Raw genomic sequence first — 25274 nt, forward strand, 5'->3', positions numbered from 1 at the left:
GAATGAATCCGTACGGGTCTGGTTCTCGTATTGACTTGGACTGAGTCCATCGTAGGATCGGTTCTGGCGACAGCCAAGGGACCGGACAACAGCAGGGAAAGGCACGTGACGTTCAGAAGACGGGTGGAGCTCGCCCACTTCGGTCGCGAGCGCACCCCGGAGCCCGGCAGCCCGACCCGGTTCGAGCGACGCGTCGGCGACTGCCACCACTACGTCATGCGCCGGTCGTACGGTGTCGTCGACGACGTCCCCTGGGGGCAGCGCCCCGGCTGTTTCGACTGTTTCGACCGACTGTTCCACCGCCCGCAGTTCCTGAGCACAGTGATCCGCCCCGTCCGGAAGGATTCCCATGTCCGAGAACCATGATGCAATCGTCACCGATGCGAAGTCGGAGGGCGCAGGTGGCTGCCCCGTCGCGCACGGGCGCGCCGCGCATCCGACCCAGGGCGGCGGAAACCGCCAGTGGTGGCCGGAGCGGCTCAACCTGAAGATCCTGGCCAAGAACCCCGCCGTGGCGAACCCCCTCGGTGAGGAGTTCGACTACGCCGAGGCGTTCAAGACCCTCGACCTCGCTGCCGTGAAGCAGGACATCGCCGAGGTGCTGACCACCTCGCAGGACTGGTGGCCGGCCGACTTCGGCAACTACGGCCCGTTCATGATCCGGATGGCCTGGCACAGCGCGGGCACCTACCGCATCAGCGACGGCCGCGGCGGCGCCGGCGCCGGCCAGCAGCGCTTCGCGCCCCTCAACAGCTGGCCGGACAACGGCAACCTCGACAAGGCCCGCCGCCTGCTGTGGCCGGTGAAGAAGAAGTACGGCCAGAGCCTCTCCTGGGCCGACCTCATGATCCTCACCGGCAACGTCGCCCTGGAGCAGATGGGCTTCGAGACCTTCGGCTTCGCCGGCGGCCGCGCGGACGTCTGGGAGTCCGAGGAGGACGTGTACTGGGGCCCCGAGACCACCTGGCTCGACGACCAGCGCTACACCGGCGACCGCGAGCTGGAGAGCCCGCTCGGCGCCGTCCAGATGGGCCTCATCTACGTCAACCCCGAGGGCCCCAACGGCAACCCGGACCCGATCGCCGCGGCCCGCGACATTCGTGAGACGTTCCGCCGCATGGCGATGAACGACGAGGAGACGGTCGCCCTGATCGCGGGCGGTCACACCTTCGGCAAGACCCACGGCGCGGGCCCGGCGGAGAGCGTCGGCGCCGACCCCGAGGCCGCCCCGATCGAGGCACAGGGCCTGGGCTGGAAGAGCACGTACGGCACCGGCAAGGGCGCGGACGCCATCACCTCCGGCCTGGAGGTCACCTGGACCACCACGCCCACCCAGTGGAGCAACGGCTTCTTCGACAACCTCTTCGGCTACGAGTGGGAGCTGACCCAGAGCCCCGCCGGCGCCAACCAGTGGGTGGCGAAGGACGCCGAGGCGACCGTCCCCGACGCGCACGACCCGTCGAAGAAGCGTCTGCCCACGATGCTCACCACCGACCTCTCGCTGCGCGTCGACCCGATCTACGAGCCGATCTCCCGCCGCTTCCACGAGAACCCCGCGGAGTTCGCGGACGCCTTCGCCCGTGCCTGGTACAAGCTGACCCACCGTGACATGGGCCCGAAGTCGCTCTACCTCGGCTCGGAGGTCCCGGCGGAGACCCTGCTGTGGCAGGACCCGCTGCCGGAGGCGGAGGGCGAGGCCATCGGCGCCGACGACGTCACCGCCCTCAAGGCGAAGATCCTCGACTCGGGCCTGACCGTCCCGCAGCTGGTCTCCACCGCCTGGGCGTCGGCCTCGACGTTCCGCGGCAGCGACAAGCGCGGCGGCGCCAACGGCGCGCGCATCCGCCTGGAGCCGCAGCGCGGCTGGCAGGCCAACGACCCCGACCAGCTCGCGGCGGTGCTGCGCACGCTGGAGGGCATCCAGCGGGAGTTCAACACCGGCGCCAAGAAGGTCTCCCTGGCCGACCTGATCGTGCTCGGCGGCAGCGCCGCCGTCGAGAAGGCCGCCAAGGACGCCGGTCACGACGTCGAGGTGTCCTTCACCCCGGGCCGCGTCGACGCGACGGACGAGCACACCGACGCGGAGTCCTTCGCCGCGCTGGAGCCGGCCGCCGACGGGTTCCGCAACTACCTCGGCAAGGGCAACCGCCTCCCGGCCGAGTACCTGCTGCTGGACCGCGCGAACCTGCTGACCCTCAGCGCTCCCGAGCTGACGGTCCTCGTCGGTGGCCTGCGCGTCCTGGGCGCCAACCACCAGCAGTCGGCGCACGGTGTCCTCACCGCGACCCCCGGAACGCTCACCAACGACTTCTTCGTCAACCTGCTCGACCTGGGCACGACGTGGACGCCGACCTCCGAGGACGCGACCACCTTCGAGGCCCGCGACGACGCCACCGGCGAGGTCAAGTGGACCGGCACCCGTGCCGACCTCGTCTTCGGCTCGAACTCCGAGCTGCGCGCGCTCGCCGAGGTCTACGCGGGCGACGACGCCAAGGCGAAGTTCGTGAAGGACTTCGTCGCGGCGTGGGACAAGGTCATGAACCTCGACCGGTTCGACCTCGTCTGATCCTCGTTTGATCATCCAGGTCAGGACGTCCAGGCCGGCCCGTAGCGGCCGGCCTGGACGTCTTTTTTTGGTCCGGTGACCTCCCCCGGCACCGCGTAAAAGCGCTTGCCCCGGGCGTCGCGTCGTCATGAGGATGTCGGAATGCCGATCTTCTCCGCCCCCGACGGGACCGAACTGGCCTACCACGTCACGGGCCAGGGAGAGCCGCTGCTGTGTCTGCCCGGTGGGCCCATGCGTGCCTCCGCCTATCTCGGTGATCTCGGCGGGCTGTCGCGGCACCGTCGGCTGTTCCTGCTGGATCTGCGGGGGACCGGTGACTCCGCCGTCCCGGCCGACCCGGCGACGTATCGCTGCGACCGGCAGGTGGACGACGTCGAGGCCTTCCGGGCGCACCTCGGGTTGGAGCGGGTGGATCTCCTCGCCCACTCGGCGGCCGGTGACCTCGCGCTCCTCTACGCGGCCCGGTATCCGGACCGCATCCGCACCCTCACCTCGGTCACCGGGCGCGCCCGGGCCCTCGGTGTCGACTTCACCGAGGAGCACCGCAGGGAGGCGGCCGCGCGGCGCAGGGCCGAACCGTGGTTCGTGACCGCGTACGACGCCTACGAACGGATCTGGGCGGGCTCGACGGCCGATGCCGACTGGGACGCCGTCGCCCCGTTCTTCTACGGCCGCTGGGACGCGACCGCGCAGGCGCACGCCGCGACCGAGGTCGAACAGACCAACGAAGAGGCCGCGGACCTGTACGCGTCCGCCGGTGCCTTCGAACCTGCCGTGGCCCGCGCCGCCGTCGCCGCGCTGCACGTCCGGGTCCTGCTGCTCGCGGGCGAACTCGACAGTGGCCCACTGCCGCGCGTGGCCGCCACCGTGGCGGAGCTGTTCCCCGAGGGGGAGCTGATCGTCCAGCCGGGTGCCAGCCACCACCCGTGGCTCGACGACCCCCGGCGCTTCACCGAAACGGTGACGGCGTTCCTCGACCGGGCGCGGTGACCGGGGTCGGCCGGGCTCAGGCCAGCCGCAGGTCGACCCACTCGGCCGTTTCGCCCGGCAGCACGTACCGCTCGATCTCGACGAACCCGCGCTGCACGGCGAACCGCAGCCCGTCCTCATTGGACGCCAGTACGACCGTCTCGATCACGTCCGCGCCCAGCGCCCGCGCCTGCTCCAGCCCGCGCTCGTAGAGCTCCTCACCGAACCCCTGCCGACGGTGTCCGGGCAGGACGCGGGCGATCACCGTGGCCGTCGAGCCGCCGTCCTTGGGCGGACGCACGGTCGAGCAGCCCACCAGGACGTCGCCGAGGTACGCGACCTCCAGGTGGTTGCGCCCGGCCCGCTCACGGACCTCGTCGAGCGACATGGCGGCGGGCGGCACGATGACATTGTGGACGTGCTGCCAGTCCTTGAGACCGGCCTCGTCGTCCGACTGCTGAAAGGTGAGTGTGGACACCGGAGCAGCAAACCGATCCCCACCACCGGCCGTCAACCGGGTTTGCCCCGAACAGGCTTGCCGTGCGGACGCCGCTCAGCCGAGGCGCGGGATCTCGATGGCGGGGCAGCGGTCCATGACCATGTCGAGTCCGGCGGCGCGGGTACGGCCGTACGCGCCCTCGTCGATGACTCCGAGCTGGAACCAGACGGCCTTGGCACCGGCGGCGGCGGCTTCGTCGGCCACGGGCCCCGCGAGGTCGCTGTTGACGAAGACGTCGACGACATCGACGTCGAACGGGATCGCGTCCAGCGACGGGTAGCCCTTCTCGCCGTGAACGGTCTCCGCCTTCGGGTGCACGGGGACGATCCGCTTGCCGTAACGCTGGAGAACGTCGGCGACTCCGTACGCCGCACGCCGCTCGTTGGACGAGAGGCCCACGATGGCCCAGGTGTCGCCGAGTTCGGTGAGGATCTTGCGGATCGTTGCCGGGTCGCCGTACACGGTCGGCCTCCTGGGTCTGGTGTCAAGGACGATGATGGGCCCGCGTGGCGTGGCATGCGCGCTCAGCCGGAGAACAGCATGAGGCACACGGTGATTCCCCTGGGCGTGGGACCCTGCCACACCCCGGAGGACCCGAGGTCGGTGTGATCGGCCTGGGGTGCAGGGGCATGACCTTCCCGTACGCAGGTGGCACGCCCTTCCCGCACCGGAAGGCGGCCGCCACTGACGGGGTGCCGCCGTGGGCGGCGAGCGGCGCGGGCCGTCCGGGGGCATGCTGCCCCTCGTAGGCTGCCCCACCACCGAGGCCCCAAGGAAGACCATGACCACCATCGCCATCATCGGAGCCGGACCCGGCCTCGGAGTCGCCGTCGCGCGGCGGTTCGGCCGCGAGGGGTTCGACGTCGCCCTCATCACCCGCACCACGGACCGGGCGCAGACCCTCTCCGCCGAGTTGGTGGGCGAGGGCCTGACGGCGCGCGGTTTCGCGGCCGACGTACGCGACCCGAAGGCCCTCGAGGCGGCGCTGGACGCGGCGACCGCGACCCTGGGACCCATCGAGGTCATGCAGTACAGCCCGGTTCCGCAACGGGAGTTCATGCGGCCGGTCCTGGAAACCACCCCCGCCGACCTCGTGGGACCGATCGAGTTCTCGGTGTACGGCCCCGTCGCCGCCGTGCACCAGGTGCTGCCCGGCATGCGCGCCCTCGGCCGCGGCACCATCCTCTTCGTCAACGGCGGCACCGCCGCGGTACCCCACCCCGACCGGGCCGGCACCTCCCTCGCCTTCGCCGCCGAGAGCGCCTACGGCCACCTGTTGCACGGCGCGCTCGCCGACGAGGGCATCCACGTCGCGCAACTCGTCATCCCCGGCGCGATCAGCCCCGGACACCCCAGGAAGGACCCCGCCGCGCTCGCGGAGGCCATCTGGAACATCCATCAGGACCGACACGGCTACCGGCACTTCGCCGACGACCTCGACTCCTGAGGGGCGGGGTCCGAGCGGCCCTCACGACCTTTCGCCCCCACTCGATATTGCTTGACTTATGCAAGTAGACGTTAGAGTCGTCCTATGCCGACACCACCGCCCACACCAGCCGATCCCGCGTTGACGGACGTGGCCGAGATCGAGCGTGCGCTCACCCGTATCTCGTATCTGACCAGCAGGGTTCGTCAGCATGAGCGCCTCATGGCGCTGGCCGGGCTGGCGCTGGACCGGGCCGCCGTGGCGCTGCTGCGACAGGTCGCCGACTCCGGCTCGCTGCGGCCCAGTGAGCTGGCGAACCTGCTGTCCGTCGAGGCGTCCCATGTGACCCGGCAGGTGCAGCAGCTGGAGAAGGCCGGCTGTCTGACGCGCGTCCCGGACCCGAACGACCGCCGGGCCCAGCTCATCGAACTCACGCCGGCCGGCCGGGACGCGGTCGACCGTGTGCGGAAGGCGAGCTGCCGAGGCATGTCGGTCGCGTTGGCGGACTGGTCACCGGGAGACCTGGAGCAGCTCGCCACGCTGTGCCATCGACTGGCCGACGACTTCTTCACTCACGCGGAGGACGAGATCGACCTGCTGCCCGAGGTTCCTGGCGAGGCCTGACACCGGGACCGGTCTCGTTGCGGGCGCGCCTGGGTCCGACTTGTCGGCGCCGAGGCCCGGTCGAGCCTCGGCGCCGCCGGTCGGGGGTGCCTGCCGTACGTCGATTTCCGCCGCCCCGCAGGGCCCCGTACCGTCAGCGGTTCCTGGGCAACCTGAGGTGGCGCTCCGCGATGATCTCCCGGAGGATCTCGCTGGTCCCGCCGTAGATGGTGCCGACCACCGCCGCCCGGAAGCCCTCCTCGAACCTGCCGCCCGCGGGGGCGCCGGCCGCGTCCGGGGCCAGTACGCCCTCGGGGCCCAGGATGTCGAGGATGTCGGTGGAGTGGCGCTGCGCGGCCTCCGTGGCGAACAGCTTCCACATCGACCCCTCGACACCGGGGAGGTCGCCCTTCTGGGCGCGCCACCGGTTGCGCAGGGCGAGCAGGCGGGTGACCTCCTCGTCGACCGCCATCCTGCCGATCCGCTCGGCGGCCAGCGGGTCGTCGAGGACCGTCGTCCCGTCGGGGCGTGCCGCGGTGCGTGCCCAGGCGGCCAGATCCCCGACCAGGGAACCACCGTCCGAGCCGGGGCTGGACGCGGAGCGTTCGTGGACCAGCGCCACGTGCATGACGCCCCACCCGCCGTCGACCCCGCCGAGGCGCGCGGAATCCGGGACCCGCACGTCGGCGTAGAACGTGGCGTTGGTGCGCTGCCCGCCGAGCGTGTGGATCGGCTGGATGTCGTACCCGGCACTGTCGGTCGGCACGAGGAACATCGACAGCCCCTTGTGCTTGGGCACGTCCGGACTGGTGCGGGCCAGCACGAAGACATGGCTGCACAGCTGGGCGGTGCTGGTGAACATCTTCTGGCCGTTGATGACCCACTCGTCGCCGTCCCGGACCGCGGTGGTCTTCGCCGCGGCGACGTCCGAGCCGGAGTCCGGCTCGCTGTACCCCAGGGCGATCAGCGTGTCGCCGCGGAGGGCGGCCGGGATGTACTCGCGCTTCTGCTCTTCGGTTCCCACGTGCTCGATGGTGCGCAGCACCATGGAGGTCGTGGACCAGCCGTCGGAGGCGAGTCCCCTGCGGCCGAGTTCGTCGAACACGGCCCGGGCGAAGCCGGGATCGACCTCGCTCCCGCCGTATGCGGGCGGCCAGTCGGCCGCGAGGATCCCGTCGCGCGCGAGCAGGGTATGCAGCTCGGCTGTCTGATGCGTGCCGGAGCGGCGCTGTTCCTCCACCCACTCCGGTCGCACATGGGTCTCGACCCAGGCGCAGGCAGCCTCGCGGTGCGAGGCCAGTTCGTCGAATTCGCGGAAGTCCATCGTCAGCCCGCCTTCTCAGCCGGTGCCGGTGCCGGTGCCGGTGGCGCGCCGAAGACGCGGTGCGCGAGCTGCGCGTACGCCGCGCGGGAGTCGCCCGCGACGAGTGACCAGGCCTTCGCCCGCCGGAAGTAGAGCTGGATGTCGTACTCCAGCGTGTAGCCGTATCCGCCGTGGAAGTGCAGGACCTCCGACGCCGTCTTGTAGGCCGTCTCCGCGGCGAACAGGAAGGCCATGGTCGCCGAGGTGTCGGCCGTGGGCACGTTCTCGTCCTGGGCCCAGGCCGCCTCGTAGGACAGCAGGCGGGCGCCGTCGAGGGCGATCGCGTTGTCGGCCAGGCGGTGCTGGATGGTCTGGAACGTGCCGATGAGCACGCCGAACGCCTTGCGTTGCATCACGTAGTCGACGCCGATGTCGAGGGCCTTCGAGCCGAGGCCGAAGAGCGCCGCGCCGGTCAGCAGTTCCCACCGGCTCAGGGCGCGGCGATGGGCGCGGACGGCGGCCGGTCCGCGCGCCAGCACCAGGGCGTGTTCCGTGTCGATGGGGCAGTCGGCGAGCGGAAGTGCCCCGAGGTTGTGGACGGCCCCGCCCGGCGCGGCGGGGCCGCGGTCCGGCTGCCGGAGCAGGAGGAGCTCGTCACCCCGCAGGACGGCCACGAGATCGGCCACCGCGCCCGCCGGCACCAGCCGGGCGAGGTCGCCCGTCGCCGGGCGCAGGGCCAGGGTCGCCAGGAGCTCGCCCGCGACGGCGCGAGCGGTGAGGGACTCCAGGCGGGCATCGCGTTCGCCGGAGGACGACGAACCTGCGTCGGACAGCGACGCGATGAGGTCGTTCGCCACCGCCGCCTCTATCAGGGGCACCGGAGCCAGGGACTGCCCGAGGCACTCCGCCGCGATGGCCAGTTCCACGAAACCGGCACCGCCGCCGCCGAGGTGTTCGGGTACGGCGATCGCGGCGAGCCCCAGGTCGACGACCTTCCGCCACAGCGCCGCGTCGAACCCGAGTGGCTCCGCCGCCCGTACGGCCGCGGTGGACGACTCCTTCTCGAAGAACGTGCGCAACGTGTCGCGAAGCGCACTCTGGTCGTCCGTGAAGTCCAGGTCCACGAGTCGCGCCCCCTAGTGAGTGACATAAGTCACATTCTCCAATTCTGGCATACGGCATTCTCGCTCACGGTGGGGCGCTGTGGCCAGGGGGTCGACGCGCGGGCCGGGCTCGCTCACTCCGGGGGCCGTGAGACCTGTACGAGTCCGCACCGGTAGGCGATGACGACCAGTTGGGCCCGGTCGCGGGCGTGGAGTTTGGTCATGGCGCGGTGCACGTGGGTGCGGACGGTCAGCGGGCTGACGACGAGTTCCTCGGCGATGTCGGCGTTGGACTTTCCCTCGGCCGCCAGCGCGGTCACCTCTCGCTCGCGGGCGGTGAGAGCCGCCAGCTGTCCGGGAAACGCCGGCTGGGCGCTGGGCGCGGGGGAGGCGAGGAAGCGGGTGACCAGGGTGTGCGTGGCCCGGGGGGAGAGGAGCGCGTCGCCCGCTGCCACGGTGCGGATGCCGTTCAGGAGTTCGTCCGCGGTGACGTCCTTGCCGAGGAAGCCGCTGGCTCCGGCGCGCAGGGACCGGGCCACGTCCTCGTCGGTCTCGAACGTCGTGAGGATGAGGACGCGGGTGGTGGACAGGTCGGGGTCGGCGCAGATGGTGGCGGTGGCGGCGAGCCCGTCGGCCCCCGGCATACGGATGTCCATGAGGACGACGTCGGGGCGGTGGGTACGCGCGAGTGAGACCGCTGCCCGGCCGTCGGCGGCCTCGTCGACCACTTCCATGTCGGAGCAGGAGTCGATCAGGATGCGGAACGTCGCCCGCAGCAGGGCTTGGTCGTCGGCGAGCAGGACACGGATGGTCATGGGGGCGAAGGTCCTCTTCCGGGCCGAAGAAGGGTGAGGAGGTGAGGAGGGGGATCTACGAGGTCGACGGGCTGTTGTCCGTCGGGATCAACCCTCCCGTCCCCCGGTCGCGCCCACGAGAGAGCGATCTCCCGAACCCCTGGTGCAGTGGGCTACACCCCCGGGGTGGAACCACCCACCTCTCGTACGCGGGACGGCCGGGGAGCCCGCGTGTCCGGAATGGGTCCGACCTCCCTGCGCCCGGGCTCCCGCCCGCCTACGCTCGCTCCGTGCTGCGTATCACCGACGCCCGAACGGGCGAGCCCATCGATGCCGTCCCTGCCCGCCGGAGCCTGACCCGCGTCGAGGCGCACGTGGAGCGGGACGATCTGTCCGCACTACGGGTGCTCCTGGTCGCCGACGTGCTCGCCAGGACCCTGGAACTCGGTGGGACCCCCGTCGTCACGGTGGCCGACCCGCCCCCGGAGCTCCGGGCGCGCGCCGACGCGCTCGGCATCCGCCGGGCCGAGGGCGACCGGAGCGGTGCGGGCCCGGCCCTGCATGTGCTCGCGCCCGACGCCACCACCGTGGAGGGCATCCGCATCGAGGTATCCCCGGTGCACGGCACGGCCGACCCGGCGCTGCTCAGGATGGTCCTGCTCGCGGCCCCGCGCCGACAGCCCGTCGACCTCGCCACCGCCGACCTCGACGGCGCCCGCGAGACGCTCGCGCGCTGGCGCAAGTCCGTCGCCAGCTGGGCCACCCGGCCGTCCAAGCCCGTCCCCGAGCGCGTACGCCAGGAACTGCGCGCCGCGTGGGAGGACGACCTCGACGTACCCGCGGTACTCGAGGTGCTGAGTCGCGTCGAGCACGCGGACGACGTGCCGGAGGGCGCCCGCTTCGAGACGTACGCCTACGCCGACCGTCTCCTCGGGCTCGAACTCACCCGTGACATCGGGGCGCAGCGGTGATCGCGCGCGCCGGAGCGGGCCCGCTGCGCAGACTCGTCGTCCTGCGGCACGCCAAGTCGGCGTGGCCCGCGGGAGTCGCCGACCACGAGCGGCCCCTCGCCCCGCGCGGCCGCCGTGACGCCCCGGCCGCCGGACGCGCCCTCGCCGAGTCGGACTGTCTGCCGGACCTCGCCCTGTGCTCCACCGCCGTACGCGCCCGCCAGACCTGGGAGTTGGCGGCGCGGCAGTGGGGCACCCCGCCGCCCGTACGGTTCGACCGGCGACTGTACGGCGCCGAGGTACCGGAGTTGCTGGCGGCCCTGCACGAAGTCCCCGACCAGATCAGGACGTTGCTGCTGATCGGGCACAACCCCGGGGTGGAGGAACTCGTACTCGAACTGGCCGGGGACAGCCTCGACGACGCGCTGGACGACGTACGGACGAAGTTCCCGACCTCGGCGACGGCGGTCCTCGCCTGGCACGGGGACTCCTGGGACGCGCTCGCCCCGGGCACGGCGCTGCTGACGGGCATGACCGTGCCGCGGGGCAAGAAGAAGGACTGAGGAGGAAGGGCTAGCCCACGTGGATCCGGGGCCTGCGCTCGGGGTCCGGCTCGGCGCGCCGGAGCACTTCGCGGGTGACCGGGGCGACCTCGCCGTCGCCGAAGACGAGGAAGCGGACCAGGTGGCTGAAGGGGTTGCCCTCGGTCCAGTTGAAGTAGGCGTGCGGGACCTGGCCGGTGCGGTCGCGCAGCCGCATCATGACGGCCGCGATGGTGTTGGGCACGGTCGCGCCCTCGACGCGCAGCCTGCGCACCCCGTGCTTCTCGTCGCCGTGCACGGTCAGGTCGGCGGTGAAGTCCGAGGAGTCGGTGACGAACACCTCCAGGAACAGCACGGGACGGCCGTCCGGGATGTGCGTCTGCTCGCGCTGGCTGTACTCCTTGGCGCGGTACTCCCGGGTGCTGTGCTCGTGCGGCTCGTTCGCGATCAGCCGCAGCGGTCCGCTCGCCGCGGCCTCGTCGACGAAACGGGCCGCGGCCTCGTCGAACGTGACCTCGGCGGCGCGCAGTTCGAAGGCGCGGCGGACCCGGGAGGCGAACGAGGTGATCAGGATCGCCAGGATGAAGATCAGCGCGATCTTGATGCCGTCGGGGCGTTCGATGACGTTGGTGACCAGGGTGTAGCCGAAGACCGCGGTGATCGCCCCGAAGCCGATCGCGGCGGCGCGGTGGCCCCGCTGGTGCACGGCGACCGCGGAGGCGAAGGACGCGGAGAGCATCAGGACCAGCACACCGGTCGCGTACGCGCCGCTCTGGTCGTCGACGTTCGCGTTGAACCACAGCGTGATGAGGACCGCGGCCGCCATGAAGACGAGCACGAGGGGGCGGACGGCGCGCGTCCACTCGGGGGCCATGCCGTAGCGCGGCAGATAGCGCGGGACGAGGTTGAGGAGACCGGCGAGCGCGGAGGCACCCGCGAACCAGAGGATCGCGATGGTCGAGAGGTCGTAGACCGTGCCGAACGCCTCGCCGAGGTGCTGGTGGGCCAGGTAGGCGAGGGCACGGCCGTTCGCCGAGCCGCCGCTCTTGAACTCGTCCTGCGGGATCAGGATCGTCGTCGCCAGGCTGGACAGCAGCAGAAAGCCGCTCATGATCACGGCGGCCGTGGTGAGCAGCCTGCGGGTCTCGCGGATCCGGCCCGTCGGCTTCTCGTACGTGTCCGTCGGGTCGCCCTCGACCTGCGGCATCACCGCCACGCCCGTCTCGAAGCCGGACATGCCGAGCGCCAGCTTCGGGAAGACGAGGAGCGCCACGCCGACCATGGCGAGCGGCGAGGAGTGTTCGGCCGTCATCGCGTCGGTCCAGTCGCCGACCTTGACCGGGTGGCTGAGCACCTGCCAGGCGGAGACGGCCAGCACGACGACATTGAGGGTGAGATAGGTGGCCACGAGCGCCACCGCGATCCCTATGGCCTCCTTGAAGCCCTTCAGGAAGACCGCGCCCAGCGCGGCTATGAGAAGGAGGGTGATCCAGGTGTTCCCGCCGTGCATCCAGTGCGGAGCGAAGGGATTCTCCACGACGTGCGCGGAGGCGTCCGCTCCGGACAGGGTGATCGTGATCAGGAAGTCGGTGGCCGCGAAGCCGAGCAGCACCAGGACGAAGATCTTCCCGGCCCACCAGGGCAGCAGCCGCTCCAGCATCGCGATCGAACCCTCGCCGTGCGGGCTCTCCTTGGCGACGCGACGGTAGACCGGCAGTGCGCCGAGCAGGGTGAGCGCGATCAGGACGAGGGTCGCGAGCGGGGAGAGCAGTCCGGCGGCGAGGGCCGCGATACCCGGCTGGTAGCCCAGCGTGGAGAAGTAGTCGACGCCGGTGAGGCACATCACCCGCCACCATTTGTGGCCCTGGTGCTCGGCGTCCGGGGTGGCGTGCGGGCCGGGGTGCTTGGCCGACTGCTCGCTGAGTCCCTCCAGAAGCCACGCCCGCCAGCGCGGCACGGCTGTGGAGGGCTCCCGTTCGAGGGGCTCGGCGGACTCCGAACTGTCCACCTGGGTGCCGGTCATGCTGCGATCTCCCTGCGATCGGTCGGGCCGGCGATCCGGCTTCGGGCAACGAGGAGCGAGTATCCACCACCTCGCCCCACGCACCTGAGCCGGGTCCGAACGCCCGGAGGGGCCCCGCCGAGACCGGGGCGGCGACAGGGGTCGGCCGCGGGGGGATACGGGTTGGCCGCGGGGCGACGCGGGTTGGCCGCGAGGCGGCCGGGGCCGTCGTGCTGTCGCCGGGGGCGATGGCGCGGGGCTCGGGGTCACCTCCACGGGGGTCCTTGACCGCCCGGGACGTGGTGCCCCCCGCCGGAGGCGATCATCGGCGGACCCGCCGCCGCGGTCGGGCTCGGTGGGCGGCGGATCCGGTGGCCGTGAGGTCGGCCCGTCGCTGCCGGGGGCACCCATCGGACGATCCCGGGTCCGCCGGACGCGCGGCCACCGAGGCCGCGCCGGCCCGTCCTGGCGCGGCCCGGGACGGGCTACGCCGTGCCGGGCCGCGCCAGGACGGGCCATGCCGAGACCGCCCGCGCCGTGCCGTGCCGTGCTGCGCCGCGCCGTGCTGCGCCGGGACGGGCCATGTCGAGGCCGCCCGCGTCGCGCCGTGCCGGGCCGGGGCTGGCCACGCCGAGGCCGCCTGTGCCGGGACGTGCCGTGCGGTCGAACGTGTCGCGACCGCCGCGCGGACGATCCGCGTCGCTCTCGCCGCGCCGCCGAGATCCGCGGAGCGCGTCGCGCGCGCGGGCGGCACGCGCCGGGTCCGCCGTGCCGGACCCGCGCGGGGAGCGCATACGCTGGCGTGATGCAGGACGAGTACCGCACAGTGGCCCACGCGGGCGTGCACGAGACCGAGGTCAACCGCTCCCGCTTCCTGTGCGCTCTCGCCCCGGCGGCCACCGAGCAGGAGGCCCAGGAGTTCATCGCGGGCGTCCGCAAGGAGCACGCCGACGCCACGCACAACTGCTACGCGTACGTCATCGGAGCCGACGCCGCCGTCCAGAAGGCGAGCGACGACGGCGAACCCGGCGGCACCGCGGGCGTGCCCATGCTCCAGATGCTGCTGCGCCGCGACATGCGGTACGTCGTCGCCGTCGTCACCCGCTACTACGGCGGGGTCAAGCTCGGCGCGGGCGGACTGATCAGGGCGTACGGAGGCTCGGTCGGCGAGGCACTGGACGCCCTCGGCACACTCACGCGCAAACGCTTCCGGCTGGCCACGGTCACGGTCGACCACCAGCGCGCCGGCAAGATACAGAACGACCTGCGGTCCACCGGGCGCGAGGTCCGTGACGTCCGGTACGGCGAGGCCGTCACGATCGAGATCGGGCTGCCGGACACCGACGTCGAGCCCTTCCGGGCGTGGCTCGCCGACGCGACGGCCGGGACGGCCGGGTTCGAACTGGGTGGAGAGGCGTACGGGGACGCATAGGCGGGCGGCGCGGACCGATACGGGAGTAGCCGCCCGTGATGTCCGACCCGCCCGTTAGTCTCGGGGATCATGAGGATTCTGCACACGTCCGACTGGCATCTCGGCCGGGCCTTCCACCGGGTGAACATGCTCGATGCCCAGGCCGGGTTCATCGGTCACCTCGTCGCGACCGTGCGTGAGTACGACGTCGACGCGGTGGTCGTGTCCGGGGACGTGTACGACCGGGCGGTGCCGCCGCTGGCCGCCGTCGAGCTCTTCGACGACGCGCTGCACCGGCTCGCCGACCTCGGAGTGCCCACGGTCATGATCTCCGGGAACCACGACTCGGCGCGCCGGCTCGGCGTCGGCGCCGGGCTCATCGGCCGCGCGGGCATCCATCTGCGGACCGAGCCCTCCGCGTGCGGCACGCCGGTGCTGCTCGCCGACGACCACGGCGACGTGGCCTTCTACGGACTGCCCTATCTCGAACCGGCCCTGGTCAAGACCGAGTTCGGTGTCGAGAAGGCGGGGCACGAGGCCGTCCTCGCCGCCGCCATGGACCGGGTCCGCGCCGACCTCACCACGCGCGCGCCGGGCACCCGCTCCGTGGTCCTCGCCCACGCCTTCGTCACCGGCGGGGCGGCCAGCGACAGCGAGCGGGACATCACCGTGGGCGGGGTGGCCGCCGTACCCGCCGGGGTCTTCGACGGCGTCGACTACACCGCACTGGGCCATCTGCACGGCAGCCAGACCATCACCGAGCGCGTGCGCTACTCCGGCTCCCCGCTGCCGTACTCCTTCTCGGAGGTCGACCACCGCAAGAGCATGTGGCTGGTGGACCTGGGGCCGGAGGGATTCGTGGGCGCGGAGCGGGTCGACTGTCCCGTTCCCCGGAAGCTCGCCCGGGTCCGGGGGCACCTGGAAGACCTGCTCGCCGATCCGCGGCTGGCGCGCCACGAGGAGGCGTGGGTCGAGGCGACCCTGACCGACCCGGTCCGCCCCACGGAACCCATGGCCCGGCTGACCGAGCGCTTCCCGCACACGCTCAGCCTCGTCTTCGAACCGGAGCGGGCCCCCGAGGACCCGGACGTCTCCTACGCCCGGCGGCTCGCGGGCCGCAGCGAGCAGGAGATCGCGGAGGACTTCGTGGCCCATGTGCGCGGCGCGGGCCCCGACGCCGACGAACAGGCCGTACTGAGGGACGCGTTCGACGACGTCCGCGCCGACGAGTCCGCGCGGGAGGTCGCCCGGTGACCCCACGTCCGCACGACACACGAGACGCGCCGCGAGACGCGCAGGACCCGCAGGGCTCGCAGGACCCGCTGGACCCGAAGGAGGCCCGATGAGGCTGCACCGCCTGGACATCACGGCCTTCGGGCCGTTCGGCGGCACCCAGAGCGTCGATTTCGACGAGCTGTCGACCGCCGGGCTCTTCCTGCTGCACGGCCCGACGGGCGCGGGCAAGACGTCAGTCCTCGACGCCGTCTGCTACGCGCTGTACGGGGCGGTCCCGGGCGCCCGCCAGAGCGGCCAGGGCCTGACCCTGCGCAGCGACCACGCGGCACCCGCGACGCGCACCGAGATCACTCTCGATCTCACCGTCGCGGGGCGCCGGTTGGAGGTCACCCGGCAGCCGCCCTGGGCCCGCCCCAAGAAGCGCGGCACGGGCACGACCACCGAAAAGGCACAGAGCTGGCTGCGCGAGTACGAGGCGTCCGCGGCCACCTGGAAGGACCTCAGCCGCTCCCACCAGGAGATCGGCGAGGAGATCACCCAACTGCTCGGCATGAGCCGTGAGCAGTTCTGCCAGGTCGTGCTGCTGCCCCAGGGCGACTTCGCCCGCTTCCTGCGGGCCGACGCCGAGGCCCGCGGCAAGCTGCTCGGCCGGCTCTTCGACACCCACCGCTTCGCCGAGGTCGAGAAGCGGCTCGCCGAGCGGCGCCGGGCCACGGAGGCCGAAGTACGCGAGGGTGACGCCGCGTTGCTCGCCGACGCGCACCGCATGCAGCAGGCCGCCGGGGACATCGTCGAGGTGCCGCCGCCCGCTCTCGCGCCCGGTGAGCCCGGCCTCGCCGACGCCGTTCTGACCTGGGCCGCGGTGGCCCGCAGCACGGCCCGCGAGCGGCTGACCCTCGCGCGCACCGCGCGTACGGCGGCCGAGTCCGCGCAGGCCGCCACCGACCGCGTACTCGACGACGTACGCGAGGTGGCCCGGCTGCAGCGCAGGTTCACCGAGGCGCGGGAGCGGGCCGCGCGGCTGGAGGAGCGTGCCGACGCCCATCGGGAGGCGCAGGCGCGGATGGAGCGGGCGCGCAAGGCGGAGACGGTCGCCCCCGCGCTCGACCTGCGCGACGCCGCCGAGGCCGAGCACCGCAGCGCGGCCACGGACGAGGCACGCGCGCGTCTCGCCCTGCCGGACAGCTACGCCGGAGCCGGTGCGCCCGGGCTCGCGGTAGCGGCGCGCAAGGCGGCCGAGGAGCTCGGCGGACTGGAGTCGGCCCGCAGGGCGGAGCACCGGCTCGGCGAACTCACCCGGGAGCGCGCCTCCCTGGACCGCCAGGAGCGCGAGGACGAGGATGTCCGCCAGGACGCCGAGAGCTGGCTCGCCACCTGGGAGGCAACCCGCGCGGAGCTCCAGGCCCGCATCGAGTCCGCACAGGAGGCCACCACACGGGCGGAGCAGCTCGCCGAGCGGCGCGATCCCGCCCAGGCGCGGCTCAGGGCGGCCCGGCAGCGCGACCAGTTCGCCCGGGACACGGACGCCGCCCACGCCCAGGTCCTCGCCGCCCGTGAACGCGCCACGGACGCCCGGGTCCACTGGCTCGATCTGAAGGAACAGCGTCTTCAGGGCATCGCCGCGGAACTCGCCGCCGGTCTCGTCGACGGCGAGCCCTGCGCCGTGTGCGGCAGCTCCGCACACCCCGCACCCGCGCGCAAGGACGCCGGACACGTCGACCGGGAGGCCGAGGAGCGGGCCCTCGCCGCGTTCCAGCGCGCCGACGAACAGGCCACCGAGGACGAGCGCAGGCTCGGCGTCGTACGCGAGGCGCTGGCGGCCGCGACCGCCGAGGCGGGCGACACGCCGACCGCGCAACTCGCCGAGCAGGCCGAGGAATTGGAGCTGCGGTACGCCGAGGCACGGGCTGCGGGGTCCGGGCTGCACGCCGCGCGGGAGCGGCTCGCGCAGGCGGGACTCGAGCACGAGCGGCGGGTCGCGGCCCAGCAGGAGGTCGCGCTGCGATCTGCCGCCCGGGTCTCCCACCGCGACCGGAACGACCGCGAAAGGGCCTCCCTGGAGGAGGAGTTGGCGCAGGCGCGGGGCGCCGCCGACAGTGTCGCCGTGCGCGCCGCGCAGTTGGAGCGGCAGGCCGCCCTGCTCACGGAGGCCGCGGAGGCCGTGCGCGTGGCCGAGGACACCGCGCAGCGTCTCAAGGACGCCGACGCGCGCCTGTCCGACGCGGCCTTCCGCGCCGGTTTCGACACCCCCCAGGCCGCGGCCGCCGCGCTCCTCGACAACGCGGCCCACCGGGACCTCCAACGCCGCCTCGACGCCTGGCAGTTGGAGGACGGCGCGGTGCGCGCCGTGCTCGCCGAGGCCGACACGGCGGCCGCCGCCGAACGGCCGGCCGCCGACCTGGCCGCCGCCGAACGGGACGCCGAGTCCGCCGCCCGACGGCTGCGGCAGACCGCCTCCGCCCAGGACGAGGCCACCCGACGCTGCACGGAACTGGACCGGCTGTCCACGCGCGCGAGCACGTCCGTACGCCGGCTCGCGCCGCTGCGTGAGGAGTTCGACCGAGTGGCACGCCTGGCCGGGCTGGCCGCGGGCACCTCGGCGGAGAACGAACGCAAGATGCGCCTGGAGTCGTACGTCCTGGCCGCCCGTCTGGAACAGGTGGCCGCCGCCGCGACCGTACGACTTCAGCGCATGTCCTCCGGGCGCTACACCCTCGTCCACTCCGACGACCGCGCGGGCCGTGGCCGCAGCGGGCTCGGGCTGCATGTCGTGGACGCCTGGACCGGCCGGGAGCGCGACACGGCGACGCTCTCCGGGGGCGAGACGTTCTTCGCCTCGCTCGCGCTGGCCCTCGGCCTCGCGGACGTCGTCACGGACGAGGCCGGCGGGGTGCGGCTGGACACGCTCTTCATCGACGAGGGCTTCGGCAGCCTCGACGACCAGACCCTGGACGAGGTCCTCGACGTGCTCGACTCGCTGCGGGAGCGTGACCGCAGCGTGGGCATCGTCAGCCATGTCGCCGACCTGCGGCGGCGCATCCATGCCCAGCTCGAGGTCGTGAAGGGCAGAACGGGATCGGTCGTACGGCAGCGGGGCGTCCAGGACCGAGCCGAGGGATCGCCGGGGGATCAGTGACCCAGGGGGCGCCGGGGGAGCGGTGAGGAGTAGACGACACTCGTGGTCACCGAGCCCAGGGTGCCGATCCGGCCGGAGATCTTCTCCAGGTGGCTCATCGAGCGCGCCGCGACCTTGATGACGAAGCAGTCGTCGCCCGTGACGTGGTGCGCCTCCAGGATCTCGGGCGTCGCCTCGACGAGGCCGTGGAACGGCTTGTAGTTGCCGTTCGGATAGCGCAGCCGGACGAAGGCCAGGATCGGCAGACCGAGGCGCTCCGGGTCGACGACGGCCGCGTACCCCTGGATGACGCCCGCCTCCTCCAGGCGGCGCACCCGCTCGGTGACCGCGCTCGCGGACATCGAGACGGCACGGGCGAGCTCCGCGAAACTGGCCCTGCCCTCGCGCTGGAGGACGTCGAGGATGTGCCAGTCGGTGGCGTCCGGGGAATACGCGGTCATGGGCGATGGATAGCAGGGAAAACCCCGGCCGATCAAGAGCGATGCCGTGGATCCCCACTTCAGGAAGAGGATCACCGGCCGTAGATTTCTGGCCAGGAGGTCCCCGTGGGGCCGGTGCCGCGAAGGTGCCGGTTCGGCGGGGCAGGGAGGGAAGGCCGGACCATGACTGTGCCCGTCGAGACCACTGTCACCACTGTCACCACTGTGACCAGTGCCGCGACCAGGGCGAACCCCGTGCTGCGGGTCGCCCCGGCGTCCCCGGCCGCGGCCGTCGCCCACTTCGGCGCGAGCCTCGCCTTCCACGCCGATGTCTCCGACGTCGCCGCCGCGCTCGCGGCGGGCGGCGACCCCGGTTTCGTCGTCCTCGACTCCCGCTCCACCGCGTCCTGGGACCAGGGGCACGTGCCCGGTGCGATCCACCTGCCCACGGCGCTCATCCCCGAGCAGGCCGAGCAGCTCCTCGACAGGTCGGTGCCCGTCGTCACCTACTGCTGGGGACCCGGCTGCAACGGCGCGACCCGTGCCGCACTCGCTCTCGCCGAACGCGGCTTCCCGGTCAAGGAGATGCTCGGCGGCTTCGAGTACTGGGTGCGCGAAGGCTTCGCGTACGAGACGTGGGAAGGGGGCGAGCGGCGCGCGGCGGACCCGCTGACGGCTCCGGTGGACGCGGCGGACTGTGGCTGCTGACCGCTCCTAGGAGCGCGTGAGGCCCGTCGCGAGGCTTACGAACGAGCGGATGAGCGGGGTGGTGTGGGCGCTGTTCCACGCGATGACCAGGTCACTGGGCGGCGCATCCGCCAAGGGGATGACCGTGAGGCCCTCGGGCAGGGACTGGGAGTGGGCGAGGGGCATCAGCCCGACGGTGTCGTTCCACAGGACCGACTGGAGGCACTCGTGGGCGGTGCGGATGACGGGACCGTCACGGCGCCCGTCGGCGCCCGGCGGGCCTGTCCAGAAGGCCTGCCACACCGGGTCCGTGCCCTCCGGAAACCGGAACCAGCGGCGGTCGGCGAGTTCGTCCAGGCGCAGCCGGTCGCGGTCGGCCAGCGGGTCGTCGGCGCGCAGGAGCACACCGACCGGGTCCGACCGCAGCACGCGGGTGGTGATGCCGGTGTCGTCGAACGGCGCCCGCGTCAGGGCCACGTCGACGAGGCCGGCGCGCAGTCCGATGGTCGGGTCGGTCAGGTCGGCCTCACGGATGCGGATCCGCACGGCGGGGTGTTGGCGCCGGTAGGCGACGGCCAGCCGGGTGCCGACCTGCTCGGCGCTGTCGGCGAGGGTGCCGATGGTCAGGGTGGCCGTGCCGGCCGCGGCGGCCACCCGGGCCCGGGCCTGGTCGGCCCGCGCCAGCAGGATGCACGCCTCGTCGTGGAGGAGGGCCCCGGCCGGGGTGAGGGTGACGCCCGTGGGTGAGCGGCGCAGCAGTTCGCAGCCGAGGTCGGTCTCCAGCTGTTTGACGGCCCGGCTCAGCGGGGGCTGGGTCATGTGCAGTCGCGCCGCGGCCCGGCCGAAGTGGAGTTCTTCGGCGACCGCCACGAAGTAGCGCAGGGTCCGCAGCTCCATCATCGCTCCATCGCCGTCCCGAGCCGCTTTTTCGAGCTCCCTCAACTGCGACGATACCCGTGCGGTATCGGGGCTGCGAGATCGGTGTTGGACGCCCCCGGACATCTCGCGCTGGACTGGTGGCTCAGCGCAACACGGAGGAGTCGCAGTGTCTGAGGAAGCGGTGACGACGGATCCCGTCGTGCATGTCGAGGGTGTTCAGGAGCTGGCCCGTGACCTGGTGGTCATCCCCGACCGGCGGGTGCAGCTCGTGCCCAACATCGGCGTCATCGGCGGTCACGGTGCCGTGCTCGTCGTCGAGACCGGCTTGGGCCCGGGCAACGCCGAAAAGGTGCTGGAGTTCGCGGCCGACTACGCCAAGGGACGTCGGATCTATCTGACGACGACGCATTTTCACCCCGAGCACGCCTTCGGGGCGCAGGTCTTCGCCGGGGAGGCGACGTTTCTGCTCAACCGGGACCAGGCCGAGGACCTGAAGGTGAAGGGGCCGGGTTACCTGGAGATGTTCAAGGGGCTCGGCAAGCCGGTCGAGCGCCGGCTCCAGGGCGTCGAGCCGGCACGGCCCGATGTCGTCTACGACCGGGCGTACGACCTGGACCTGGGCGGGCGGGTGGTGCAACTGCGGGCCACCGGCCGCGCCCACAGCAGGGGCGACCAGGTGGTCAGGGTGCCGGACGCGGACGTCCTGTTCACGGGGGACCTCGTGGAAGCCGGGCAGTTCGCCATCTTCCCCTGGTTCCCGGCGTACGACACCGACGTGTCCGGTACCCGCTGGATCGCGGTGATGGAGAGGCTGGCGGCTCAGGCTCCCCGGATCGTGGTGCCCGGCCACGGGGAGGTCGGCGGTGCGGGGCTGCTGGCCGACGTGCGCGACTACCTGCGGTTGCTGCGGGACGAGACGTGGGCCCGTCGTGACTCCGCCGTGGACGAGCGGACGATCGTCGAGGAGATCTCGGCGCTGATGATCGAACGGCACCCGGAGTGGGTCGGCCGGGAGTGGATCGAGAAGGGCGTCGGCTGCCTGTGCTCCGAACATGCCGAGCACGCCGAGCACGCCCAGTAGTTCCGGTACTCCCCGCATTTGATAGCCCGTGTGCCTGACACCCCGCGTACTCGATACACGGCGGCCGGGCCCGGTCGTCGCCGTGAGCCCGGCCGTCGTCGGTGTCCGTCAGAGCCGGGACAGTTCGTCCACCAGATCGTCCAGGCCCAGCGAACCCTGGGACAGGGCCGCCATGTGCCAGGCCTTGGCGTCGAAGGCGGCGCCGTGCCGCTTCTTAGCGTTCTCGCGGCCCAGCAGCCAGGCCCGCTCACCGAGCTTGTAGCCGATGGCCTGACCCGGGATGGAGAGGTAGCGGGTGAGCTCGCTCTCCACGAAGTCCGCCGGACGGCTGCTGTGCGCGCCGAAGAACTCCTGCGCCAGCTCCGGGGTCCAGCGCTCGCCCGGGTGGAAGGGGGAGTCCGCCGGAATCTCCAGTTCCAGGTGCATGCCGATGTCGACGATGACCCGGGCCGCGCGCATCATCTGCGCGTCCAGGTAGCCGAGCCGCTGCTCCGCGTCCTCCAGGAAGCCGAGCTCGTCCATCAGCCGCTCCGCGTACAGCGCCCAGCCCTCGGCGTTGGCGCTGACGAGACCGACGGTGGCCTGGTAGCGCGAGAGGTCGTCGACCACGTACACCCACTGGGCGAGCTGGAGGTGATGGCCGGGGACGCCTTCGTGGTACCAGGTCGAGACGAGGTCGTACACGGGAAAGCGGGTCTGCCCCATGGTGGGCAGCCAGGTGCGGCCGGGCCGCGAGAAGTCCGCGGACGGCGCGGTGTAGTACGGGGCCGCCGCGCCGCCGGGCGGCGCGATGCGCGACTCCACCTTCCGCACCGGCTCGGCGAGTTCGAAGTGGGTGCCGTCCAGCGCGTCGATCGCCCGGTCCATCACGCCCTGGAGCCACGTCTGGACCTCGTCGACGCCCTCGATGTGCCTGCCGTGCTCGTCGAGGTGCGCGAGCGCCACCCAGGGGGTCTCGGCGCCGGGCAGGATCTTCTCGGCCTCGGACTTCATCTCCCCGAGGAGCCGGTGGTACTCGGACCAGCCGTACGCGTACGCCTCGTCGAGGTCGAGATCCGTACCGTTGAAGTAGCGTGCCCAGCGCGCGTACCGCTCGCGGCCCACCGTGTTCGGCGCGCCCTCGATCGTGGGCGCGTAGACGTCGCGCATCCAGTCGCGCAGTTCCACCAGGGCCCGCGTGGCCGTCCGGGCGGCCGTGTCCAGCTCGTCCCGCAGGGCGTCGGGCCCCGCGGACACGAAGTCCTCGAACCAGCCACGGCCCTGCCCGTCCGGGTCCGACCACTCGGTGAGTTGCTCGATGAAGGTCGCGGTGGGGCGCGGGCCCGCGTACAGCTTGCGCTCCAGGCCGAGGGCGAGGGATTCGCGGTACCCCGTGAGGGCGGTCGGCACCGCGCGCAGCCGCTCGGCGATCGCGGTCCAGTCCTCGTCCGTCTCGGTCGGCGCGATGGTGAACACCTGGCGCACGGAGTGCGCGGCCGTCTGCATGTTGCCGACGGCCCGCAGGCCCTCGTCGGCGTCGTGGACGGCCAGTTCGGCGGTGAGCCGCTCGCGCAGCAGCCGGGCGCAGCGGCGCTCGATGTCGCTGTCCGCCCCCGGCTGCCGCTCCGCCTCGTCGAGCCGGGCGAGCGTCGTCCGCGCCAGCTCCGCGACGGCCTCCTGCCCCGCGGGCGAGGTGTCGGGGAGCTTGTCGGCGCTCTCCTTCACACCGAGGTAGGTACCGAGGACCGGATCGAGGGCGATGAGATCGTCGACGTACGCGTCGGCGACCTCGCGGGGCAGCGGGCTCTTCGTCTCTGACATGCCGACATCCTCATACGAGGACGGGCGCCGCGTCAGCCCGGTCGACCGGGCATGGGGCGGGCATCAGCCTGATTTTGCCGAGGTCGGGGCCGAGGACGAGGGCGACGGCGGGGAGGGCGGGAGCAGGGGGCCGCAGTCCCACTGCTGGAAGATCAACCGGGTCTCCACCCGGGCCACCTCGCGCCGGGACGTGAACTCGTCGAGGACCAGTCGTTGCAGGTCGGCCATGTCCGCGACGGCGACCAGGACGAGGTAGTCGTCGGGCCCGGTGAGGTGGAAGACGGTCCGGGACTCCGGCAGCGCCCTGATCCGCTCCACGAACGGCCCGACCAACTCGCGGCTGTGCGGTCTGACCTGCACGGACAGCAAGGCTTCCAGGCCCCGCCCGAGCTTCGCCGGATCGAGGCGCAGCTGATGGCCGAGAATCACCCCCGCACGGCGCAGCCTCGTCACCCGGTCCAGGCAGGTCGAGGGCGCGACGCCGATCTGCGCGGCGAGATCGCGGTACGTCGTCCGTGCGTCGTTCTGGAGCAGCCGCAGCAGATGAAGATCCACCGGATCGAGTACGACAGATTCGGCCATGGCCCGAACGTAACACGGAGTGTGTGTCCGGGACCCCGGCCGGTGTTCAGTCTGCTGTGCATGGAATCCGTGGTGCACGACGCATACGAAGCTCAGGACGACTCCTATGACGGTCGGGGCGACCTCTACGACGTTCAGGGCACCCGTGCCCTCGCGCCGCGTGCCCTCGCCACCGAGGCCGTGCACGCCGGGCGGGAGGACCTCGCCCGGCGGGGACTGCACGCCGCGCCGATCGACCTGTCCACGACCTACCCCTCGTACGACAGCCGTGGCGAAGCCGCTCGCATCGACGCGTTCGCGGCCGACGGCGCCGAGCCGGAGGGCCCGCCCGTCTACGGGCGCCTCGGCAACCCGACCGTCGCCCGTTTCGAGACCGCCCTCGCCCGCCTCGAAGGAACCGAGAGCGCGGTCGCCTTCGCGAGCGGCATGGCCGCGCTCAGCGCCGTACTGCTCGTGCGGAACGCGCTCGGCCTGCGCCATGTCGTCGCCGTACGGCCCCTGTACGGCTGCAGCGACCACCTGCTCACCGCCGGGCTGCTGGGCTCCGAGGTCACCTGGGTCGATCCGGCGGGCATCGCGGACGCCCTGCGCCCCGACACCGGCCTTGTCATGGTCGAGTCCCCGGCCAATCCGACGCTCGCCGAACTCGACCTGCGCGCCGTCGCGCACGCCTGCGGGTCCGTTCCGCTGCTCGCCGACAACACCTTCGCCACACCCGTGCTGCAACGCCCCGCGGAGCAGGGGGCCCGCCTGGTCCTGCACAGCGCCACCAAGTACCTGGGCGGACACGGGGACGTCATGGCCGGAGTGGTGGCCTGCGACGAGGAGTTCGCCCGGGGGCTGCGCCAAGTGCGGTTCGCGACCGGGGGCGTGCTGCATCCGCTGGCCGGATATCTGCTGCTGCGCGGCCTGTCGACCCTGCCCGTACGGGTCCGGGCCGCGTCCGCCAACGCCGCCGAACTCGCCCGCCGGCTCGCGGCCGATCCGCGCGTCGACCGCGTTCACTATCCGCGGATCGGCGGTGCCATGATCGCCTTCGAGGTCCACGGCGACCCGCACGAGGTCATCGCCGGGGTCCGCCTGATCACCCCGGCGGTGAGCCTCGGCAGTGTCGACAGCCTGATCCAGCATCCGGCGTCCATCAGCCACCGCATCGTGGCCGCCGACGACCGCCGCGAGTCGGGGGTCAGTGACCGCTTGCTGCGGCTGTCGGTGGGGCTGGAGGACGTGGAGGACCTGTGGGCCGACCTGGACGGTGCGTTGGGGCGGTGACCAGGGAGAGGCCC

The 25274-nt window shown here is 72.4% G+C and carries 24 protein-coding genes; 13 read left to right on the top strand and 11 right to left on the bottom strand.

Features of this window, described 5'->3' with window-relative positions:
- Positions 1-105: 105 nt before the first annotated feature.
- The 3 genes from ACZ7M3_RS00410 to ACZ7M3_RS00420 all read left to right on the top strand — a co-directional run bounded on the left by ACZ7M3_RS00410 (position 106) and on the right by ACZ7M3_RS00420 (position 3556).
- Positions 106-366, top strand: a complete 261-nt coding sequence (locus ACZ7M3_RS00410; RefSeq protein ID WP_472059781.1) for a hypothetical protein — start codon at positions 106-108, stop codon at positions 364-366.
- A complete protein-coding gene (gene katG / locus ACZ7M3_RS00415) occupies positions 350-2566 on the top strand; it encodes a catalase/peroxidase HPI (protein WP_472059782.1) in 2217 nt (738 codons plus the stop codon). Before ACZ7M3_RS00410 ends, katG begins: the two co-directional genes overlap by 17 nt.
- Positions 2567-2707: 141 nt before the next feature.
- Complete coding sequence (locus tag ACZ7M3_RS00420) at positions 2708-3556, top strand: alpha/beta fold hydrolase (RefSeq protein WP_472059783.1); 849 nt, start codon at positions 2708-2710, stop codon at positions 3554-3556.
- Positions 3557-3572: 16 nt separating this feature from the next.
- Here the strand turns inward: ACZ7M3_RS00420 and ACZ7M3_RS00425 are convergent, their stop codons facing one another.
- Positions 3573-4013: a GNAT family N-acetyltransferase gene (locus ACZ7M3_RS00425; protein WP_472059784.1), complete on the bottom strand. Its 441-nt coding sequence runs from the start codon at positions 4011-4013 to the stop codon at positions 3573-3575.
- 75 nt (positions 4014-4088) lie between these two features.
- Positions 4089-4496 (bottom strand): CoA-binding protein, encoded by a 408-nt coding sequence (locus ACZ7M3_RS00430; RefSeq protein ID WP_450426098.1) that lies wholly within the window; start codon positions 4494-4496, stop codon positions 4089-4091.
- A gap of 319 nt (positions 4497-4815) precedes the next feature.
- Between ACZ7M3_RS00430 and ACZ7M3_RS00435 the strand changes: the two genes are divergently transcribed.
- A complete protein-coding gene (locus ACZ7M3_RS00435) occupies positions 4816-5481 on the top strand; it encodes an SDR family NAD(P)-dependent oxidoreductase (RefSeq protein ID WP_450426094.1) in 666 nt (221 codons plus the stop codon).
- 84 nt (positions 5482-5565) lie between these two features.
- The gene (locus tag ACZ7M3_RS00440) at positions 5566-6084 is read left to right on the top strand and encodes a MarR family winged helix-turn-helix transcriptional regulator (RefSeq protein ID WP_472059785.1); all 519 of its coding nucleotides are present in this window, start codon (positions 5566-5568) and stop codon (positions 6082-6084) included.
- Between the two features lie 133 nt (positions 6085-6217).
- Here the strand turns inward: ACZ7M3_RS00440 and ACZ7M3_RS00445 are convergent, their stop codons facing one another.
- The 3 genes from ACZ7M3_RS00445 to ACZ7M3_RS00455 all read right to left on the bottom strand — a co-directional run bounded on the left by ACZ7M3_RS00445 (position 6218) and on the right by ACZ7M3_RS00455 (position 9284).
- Complete coding sequence (locus ACZ7M3_RS00445) at positions 6218-7387, bottom strand: acyl-CoA dehydrogenase family protein (RefSeq protein WP_472059786.1); 1170 nt, start codon at positions 7385-7387, stop codon at positions 6218-6220.
- 2 nt (positions 7388-7389) lie between these two features.
- Positions 7390-8490, bottom strand: a complete 1101-nt coding sequence (locus ACZ7M3_RS00450; RefSeq protein ID WP_472059787.1) for an acyl-CoA dehydrogenase family protein — start codon at positions 8488-8490, stop codon at positions 7390-7392.
- Positions 8491-8603: 113 nt separating this feature from the next.
- Positions 8604-9284 carry a response regulator transcription factor gene (locus ACZ7M3_RS00455; RefSeq protein ID WP_472059788.1) on the bottom strand — a complete coding sequence of 227 codons (681 nt, stop codon included), beginning with the start codon at positions 9282-9284 and terminating at the stop codon, positions 8604-8606.
- Between the two features lie 269 nt (positions 9285-9553).
- Here ACZ7M3_RS00455 and ACZ7M3_RS00460 point away from each other — a divergent pair, with 269 nt between their 5' ends.
- Together ACZ7M3_RS00460 and ACZ7M3_RS00465 are read left to right on the top strand one after the other, a co-directional pair.
- Positions 9554-10234: a hypothetical protein gene (locus ACZ7M3_RS00460; RefSeq protein WP_472059789.1), complete on the top strand. Its 681-nt coding sequence runs from the start codon at positions 9554-9556 to the stop codon at positions 10232-10234.
- Positions 10231-10776, top strand: a complete 546-nt coding sequence (locus ACZ7M3_RS00465) for a SixA phosphatase family protein (RefSeq protein WP_472059790.1) — start codon at positions 10231-10233, stop codon at positions 10774-10776. Before ACZ7M3_RS00460 ends, ACZ7M3_RS00465 begins: the two co-directional genes overlap by 4 nt.
- Positions 10777-10786: 10 nt before the next feature.
- Here the strand turns inward: ACZ7M3_RS00465 and ACZ7M3_RS00470 are convergent, their stop codons facing one another.
- Both ACZ7M3_RS00470 and ACZ7M3_RS00475 read right to left on the bottom strand, forming a co-directional pair.
- Entirely contained in the window at positions 10787-12778 is a 1992-nt protein-coding gene (locus ACZ7M3_RS00470; RefSeq protein ID WP_472059791.1) for an APC family permease, read from the bottom strand.
- A gap of 464 nt (positions 12779-13242) precedes the next feature.
- Complete coding sequence (locus tag ACZ7M3_RS00475) at positions 13243-13551, bottom strand: hypothetical protein (protein ID WP_472059792.1); 309 nt, start codon at positions 13549-13551, stop codon at positions 13243-13245.
- Between the two features lie 11 nt (positions 13552-13562).
- Here ACZ7M3_RS00475 and ACZ7M3_RS00480 point away from each other — a divergent pair, with 11 nt between their 5' ends.
- From ACZ7M3_RS00480 to ACZ7M3_RS00490, 3 genes are all read left to right on the top strand, one after another.
- Positions 13563-14189: a YigZ family protein gene (locus tag ACZ7M3_RS00480; protein ID WP_190169121.1), complete on the top strand. Its 627-nt coding sequence runs from the start codon at positions 13563-13565 to the stop codon at positions 14187-14189.
- Between the two features lie 69 nt (positions 14190-14258).
- Positions 14259-15422: an exonuclease SbcCD subunit D gene (locus ACZ7M3_RS00485; protein ID WP_472059793.1), complete on the top strand. Its 1164-nt coding sequence runs from the start codon at positions 14259-14261 to the stop codon at positions 15420-15422.
- 88 nt (positions 15423-15510) lie between these two features.
- The gene (locus ACZ7M3_RS00490) at positions 15511-18540 is read left to right on the top strand and encodes an AAA family ATPase (RefSeq protein WP_472059794.1); all 3030 of its coding nucleotides are present in this window, start codon (positions 15511-15513) and stop codon (positions 18538-18540) included.
- Here ACZ7M3_RS00490 and ACZ7M3_RS00495 read toward each other — a convergent pair.
- The gene (locus tag ACZ7M3_RS00495) at positions 18534-18980 is read right to left on the bottom strand and encodes an Lrp/AsnC family transcriptional regulator (protein ID WP_472059795.1); all 447 of its coding nucleotides are present in this window, start codon (positions 18978-18980) and stop codon (positions 18534-18536) included. The genes ACZ7M3_RS00490 and ACZ7M3_RS00495 overlap by 7 nt on opposite strands.
- Before the next feature lie 162 nt (positions 18981-19142).
- On the opposite strand from ACZ7M3_RS00495, the gene ACZ7M3_RS00500 reads away from it, so the two are divergent.
- Positions 19143-19667 carry a rhodanese-like domain-containing protein gene (locus ACZ7M3_RS00500; protein ID WP_472059796.1) on the top strand — a complete coding sequence of 175 codons (525 nt, stop codon included), beginning with the start codon at positions 19143-19145 and terminating at the stop codon, positions 19665-19667.
- Between the two features lie 6 nt (positions 19668-19673).
- On the opposite strand, the gene ACZ7M3_RS00505 is transcribed toward ACZ7M3_RS00500, so the two are convergent.
- Entirely contained in the window at positions 19674-20543 is an 870-nt protein-coding gene (locus ACZ7M3_RS00505; RefSeq protein WP_472060971.1) for a LysR family transcriptional regulator, read from the bottom strand.
- A 148-nt stretch (positions 20544-20691) separates the two neighbouring features.
- On the opposite strand from ACZ7M3_RS00505, the gene ACZ7M3_RS00510 reads away from it, so the two are divergent.
- Positions 20692-21606, top strand: a complete 915-nt coding sequence (locus ACZ7M3_RS00510) for an MBL fold metallo-hydrolase (RefSeq protein ID WP_472059797.1) — start codon at positions 20692-20694, stop codon at positions 21604-21606.
- Between the two features lie 108 nt (positions 21607-21714).
- Here the strand turns inward: ACZ7M3_RS00510 and ACZ7M3_RS00515 are convergent, their stop codons facing one another.
- The gene (locus ACZ7M3_RS00515; protein WP_472059798.1) at positions 21715-23406 is read right to left on the bottom strand and encodes a DUF885 domain-containing protein; all 1692 of its coding nucleotides are present in this window, start codon (positions 23404-23406) and stop codon (positions 21715-21717) included.
- A gap of 63 nt (positions 23407-23469) precedes the next feature.
- A complete protein-coding gene (locus tag ACZ7M3_RS00520; RefSeq protein ID WP_351306628.1) occupies positions 23470-23988 on the bottom strand; it encodes an Lrp/AsnC family transcriptional regulator in 519 nt (172 codons plus the stop codon).
- A gap of 60 nt (positions 23989-24048) precedes the next feature.
- On the opposite strand from ACZ7M3_RS00520, the gene ACZ7M3_RS00525 reads away from it, so the two are divergent.
- Complete coding sequence (locus ACZ7M3_RS00525) at positions 24049-25260, top strand: trans-sulfuration enzyme family protein (protein WP_472059799.1); 1212 nt, start codon at positions 24049-24051, stop codon at positions 25258-25260.
- The last annotated feature ends 14 nt before the right edge of the window (positions 25261-25274 follow it).

Source organism: Streptomyces sp. NPDC111656 (genome assembly GCF_055656965.1).